General features: G+C 66.3%; 4 protein-coding genes. 3 read left to right on the forward strand and 1 reads right to left on the reverse strand.

Going from position 1 to position 4,844, the window contains the following annotated elements:
• Positions 1-246: 246 nt before the first annotated feature.
• Positions 247-516, reverse strand: a complete 270-nt coding sequence (locus VM681_02695; protein ID HVL86905.1) for a hypothetical protein — start codon at positions 514-516, stop codon at positions 247-249.
• 221 nt (positions 517-737) lie between these two features.
• On the opposite strand from VM681_02695, the gene VM681_02700 reads away from it, so the two are divergent.
• The 3 genes from VM681_02700 to VM681_02710 all read left to right on the forward strand — a co-directional run bounded on the left by VM681_02700 (position 738) and on the right by VM681_02710 (position 4,599).
• Complete coding sequence (locus VM681_02700) at positions 738-1,472, forward strand: hypothetical protein (protein ID HVL86906.1); 735 nt, start codon at positions 738-740, stop codon at positions 1,470-1,472.
• Between the two features lie 234 nt (positions 1,473-1,706).
• Positions 1,707-3,032, forward strand: coding sequence for a hypothetical protein (locus VM681_02705; protein ID HVL86907.1), 1,326 nt, complete (start codon positions 1,707-1,709; stop codon positions 3,030-3,032).
• Positions 3,033-3,321: 289 nt separating this feature from the next.
• Positions 3,322-4,599 carry a hypothetical protein gene (locus VM681_02710; protein ID HVL86908.1) on the forward strand — a complete coding sequence of 426 codons (1,278 nt, stop codon included), beginning with the start codon at positions 3,322-3,324 and terminating at the stop codon, positions 4,597-4,599.
• Positions 4,600-4,844 lie beyond the last annotated feature (245 nt).

Below are 4,844 nucleotides of genomic sequence, written 5' to 3' on the forward strand. Positions count from 1 at the left end.
GGATAGGACAGGAGGCTCCGGACCTTCAGACCCGAGTTCGAATCTCGGCGGGCGCGTATTGACCCGCCGCGCCGCAGGCGCGGCGGGTCCATTGGCGTGGGCCGAGGTCCGCAAACGAAGTGAGCGGGCGATCTCGGGCGGGCGCGCTTAAGCGATCCCGTTCAGCGGGGGCCGCGGGTTTCCGGGATGAGAACCGGGCGCAGGGTTTCCTGCGCATATGCGCAGTAAATTCTTGGTCGCCTGCGGTCAGGTCCAAGGGTCCGCAAGCGTGCGCACGGTCGTCTTGAAGTATCGATAGAAAATCCACGAGAGCGCGGCGACGAGGAAGGCGACGTCGCGCACCATGGCCCAGAAGTGCGTGCCGTAGAAGTCGGTCGCCGCGACGGCTTCGTAGAAGCCCGCCGCGTAGGCGTCGCGGACGAGCATCACAAGCGCAAGCGCGAAAACGCCCAGGACGAGGACGTCCATGTAGAAGAACCAGCGCTTGAAGTCGCGCTTTTCGAAATTGCGAGTCATCATCGGTGCATCCCGTCACTGCTATTTTCCGTCGGTTATATATCGGTCTCGTTTCGTTGCGGGCCAGGAAGGTCGGCCACGGTAGGGGTCGGCGCTTTGCGCCGCAGCAAGCTCGGGCTTTCCCTGGGAGGCACGCGCGGGGGTCTTGGCGAAGGCTCCTTCGCGCCAAATTATAAAGGGGATTTCCGAGTACGTAGCCGGCGCCAGCGGAAGCTGCGACCATGCGTGAGAGGTCCCTGACGATGGCCGTTTCGCCTGGAGGGATGGACGAGGCCGACGCCCTCCAGCTCGTGCTCAAGCTCCACTTGTACGGCGAGTGGGCGCGCCTGGGCGCGGGAAACGACCACGGAGGGCAGCTTCCCCCGAGCTTTGGCCGCTTCACCTCGCGCAAGGTCCGCCGCCTGCTCGTCTCGGAGAGCGCCAACCCCGAGGCCATGACGGACCAGGTCTCGGAGTTCTTCGGCGTGACCTCGCACCGGGTCGCCGACCTCTTGGAGGAGCTCTCGCGCGAAGGCGTCCTCGAGTTCGAGGGCACGGGACTTCGCGGCGTCCGCGTGTACCGGTGGCGCGGCGCGCTGTCCCGCGGCACGCTTGCGACCTTCCTTCGCACGCGAAGCGCGTTTGCCGGAAAGCTCGCCTTCGGGCTCGACCTCCACCACATCCAGCGCGCCTTTGGCGCGGGCCCCTTCACGCTGAGCGACTTCGTCGACCTCCACCTCGCGCTTCGCCGCGAGCGATCCGCAACGCGCTACGGCATCCTGCAGCACGCCTCGCTCGCCCGCTCGTCGCGCTTTGCCCATTTCCTGCGCTCGCGCCTCGCGGGTCTGCACGCGCTTGGCTTCCTCGTCGAGGATGCGGGGCGGCACCGCGTCTCCGACCGCGGGCTCGAGGCGCTCCTGCTCCTCGACCTCTTTGGACGCGGCATGGAATGGCGTCCGCGAAGCGATCCCGCGTGATCGACCGCGCCTGGACAAGAATCGTACAAGATCCCGCAACGTCGGCCCGTCCAAGGTTTTGGCATGCCAAGAGTCCAACCTTGTGATGCAAAGTGTCGCGAAAGATACCGATTTTCCTCGGTTTTTCTGCAGGAATCCGACCACACTTTCCCGAACACGAATATGGAGCCGCCAAAGTGTTTATGAAGCCGGAATGCTCGCTCACCTCGCCCCCGAATGGGAGGTTTGTCACACATGAAGGCAGGGATGTTGAGTGGCGCGGTGCTCTTCACCGCGCTCATCATGGCGATGCCGGCCGCGATGGCCGATTGGGCAAGCGGAGATTTCAACGACGTCAGCCGGAACGCGCTTGGCGTGTTCTTCTTCAATCCGGGTCCCCAGGCGGAACACTCGCACGGTGACTTCGGCACGGGCTACTACGACGATGTCTGGGTGCAGCACCACGGCAGCAAGCCGTACAAGCCGGAGTGCGGCGAGAACGCGGCCCCCGAGTGCCAGAGCCGGTCGTCGGACTGCGAGCTTGGCGCGCAGCCGAACCAACCCAACTGTCGCAACGCCTGGAACTGTCTGACGGTCCTTGGCTCGGTGCGCCCCACGGCGAGCTTCTTCCGCGTGGGCTTCCTGGGCAAGCACGACACGGATCTGCAGCGCTACCCGACGGACACGCGCATCGACGACCCGACGCAGTGCCAGTCGAGCCCGGTCGTCCTGGACGACTGGAACCCCCGCGCGCGCGAGGCCGACGAGCGCCCCTACGAGGAAGGCGGCTGCTGCGACAACTACCGCATCATCGTGGAGGACCAGCGCGTCGACATGTACTCGATGATGACCGGCGGCTTCACCTTTGGGCCCCGCCCGATCAGCACCAACCGCAGCATCTCGCAGCAGACCAACGGCTACGCCCAGCTCTCCTGGACGGACGTCGTGGGCTTCAACACGGTGTGGGTGCCCGTCGAGGATGCGCCCGAGGAGACCGAGTGCGACCAGGAGGAGCCGGACGAGGAACTCTGCGAGGAGATCCAGGTGCCCGTCTTCGGCACGCGCGAGAGCGCGATCACGGCCCGCCTGCTCGAGGACGTTTCGGCGAACACGTTTGTCGCCTGCGTCACGACCGCAGCCTCGGGTGCGGCCGACAACGCCACGGCTTCCAGCCGCGGCTGCGAGCTTGACCCCAACGAGTACACGGCCACGAACGAGGTCGTATCGATCGAGGAGTTCTTCTGCTGGAACAACGACTTCGCGTTGGGCTGCGGCGGCAACCAGATCGCCCGCTGGGGCCCCGGCGCCATCTCGGTCCGCTACCGCGGGCTGTGGGCGACGGACCTTGGCAGCACGGGCGGCAACCCGGCCACGCCGACGGCCACGCCGGGCCTGTACCTGCTCTGCGGCAACATCGTCGAGCGGAACATCATCACGGGAGAGCTCTTCCTGGTCGCGGACTACGTGTGGTTCTGGTACCAGGACGAGACGCTCTCGCACGCGTCGCTGATGGCCGACTCGAAGGCGTACGAGTTCGGCGCTGCGGCCGACTCGGGCGTCAACGGCCTCTGCTCCCCGTAGGGCGGATCCGAAGCGAACCGAAATAGCGGGCGGGGCCGTACCGGGCCCCGCCCGTTCCTTTCCCTATCACATAGCGCGAGCAACGCGCGCTCCATCGCCAAATGCCCCCACCTTGCTACGAATTCATACGTCGTCCTGAGAAATCCGCCGTTTCTCGCATACGGTGACGCGAAAGCCCTTAAGAACGGGCAGAATGGTGCAGGGCCACCCGTAATCGGGAGTTAACGGGAGGTATTTGGCAATGCGAGCAAAACTTGTGGCAGGGGCGGCGCTGTTCACCGCCCTTCTAATGGCAATCCCAGCCGCGACGGCGGACTGGGCGAGCGGAGAATTCGACGACGTCAGCCGGAACGCGCTGGGTGTGTTCTTCTTCAACCCCGGCCCCCAGGTCGAGCACCGCCATGGTGACTTCGGCACGGGCTACTACGACGACGTCTGGGTGCAGCACCACGGCAGCAGCCCGTACAAGCCGCAGTGCGGCCAGAACGCGGCCCCCGAGTGCCAGAGCCGGTCGTCGGACTGCGAGCTTGGCGCGCAGCCGAACCAACCCAACTGTCGCAACGCCTGGAACTGCCTGATCGTCCTTGGCGCGGTGCGCCCCACGGCGACCTTCGTACGCGTGGGCTTCCTTGGCAAGCACGACACGGACCTGCAGCGCTACCCGACGGACACGCGCATCGACGACCCGACGCAATGCCAGTCGAGCCCCGTCGTGATCGACGACTGGAACCCGCGCGCGCGCGAGGCCGACGAGCGCCCCTACGAGGAAGGCGGCTGCTGCGACAACTACCGCATCATCGTGGAGGACCAGCGCATCGACGTCTACTCGATGATGACCGGCGGCTTCACCTTTGGGCCCCGCCCGATCAACGCCAACCGCAGCATCTCGCAGCAGACCAACGGCTACCCGCAGCTCTCCTGGACGGACGTCGTGGGCTTCAACACGGTGTGGGTGCCCAAGGAGGACGCGCCCGAGGAGACCGAGTGCGACCAGGAGGAGCCGGACGAAGAGCTCTGCGAAGAGATCCAGGTGCCCATCTTCGGCACGCGCGACAGCGCCATCACGGCGCGCTTGCTCGAGGACGTCTCGGCGGACGCGTTCATCGCCTGCGTCACGACTGCCGCGTCGGCTGCGGCCGACAACGCCACGGCCTCCAGCCGCGGCTGCCAGCTTGACCCCAACGAGTACACGGCCTCGAACGAGGTCGTCGGGCTCGAGGAGTTCTTCTGCTGGAACAACGAGTTCTCGTTGGGCTGCGGCGGCAACCAGGTCGGCCGCTGGGCCCCCGGCACCACGCAGATCCGCTTCCGCGGTCTGTGGGCGACGGACCTTGGCAGCACGGGCGGCAACCCGGCCACGCCGACGGCCACGCCAGGCCTGTACCTGCTCTGCGGCAACATCGTCGAGCGGAACATCATCACGGGAGAGCTCTTCCTGGTCGCGGACTACGTGTGGTTCTGGTACCAGGACGAGACGCTCTCGCACGCGGCGCTGATGGCCGATTCGAAGGCGTACGAGTTCGGCGCAGTGACCGACTCGGGCGTCAACGGCCTCTGCTCGCCGTAGGGCCGCGCAAGACCGAATCCGGCGGAGCCTTCCGGCTCCGCCCTCCTTTTTCTTTTCGTCGCGTCCCCGAGCGCAGGCTTCGGATCGCAGCAGGACCTACCGCAATCCCCAAGTAGGCCCTCCCGCAATGGCCGCTTGAATGCGAGCAGGCCGCCTGTTGGTGTTGTTGCTGCTCCTGCCGGGATTGGCCGCGCCCGCCTCCTCCGCGGTCGCGCCGGCGCCCGAGCCCTACCCGCTTGCCCTTT

Source organism: Candidatus Thermoplasmatota archaeon (genome assembly GCA_035541015.1).
Lineage (GTDB): Archaea > Thermoplasmatota > SW-10-69-26 > JACQPN01 > JAIVGT01 > DATLFM01.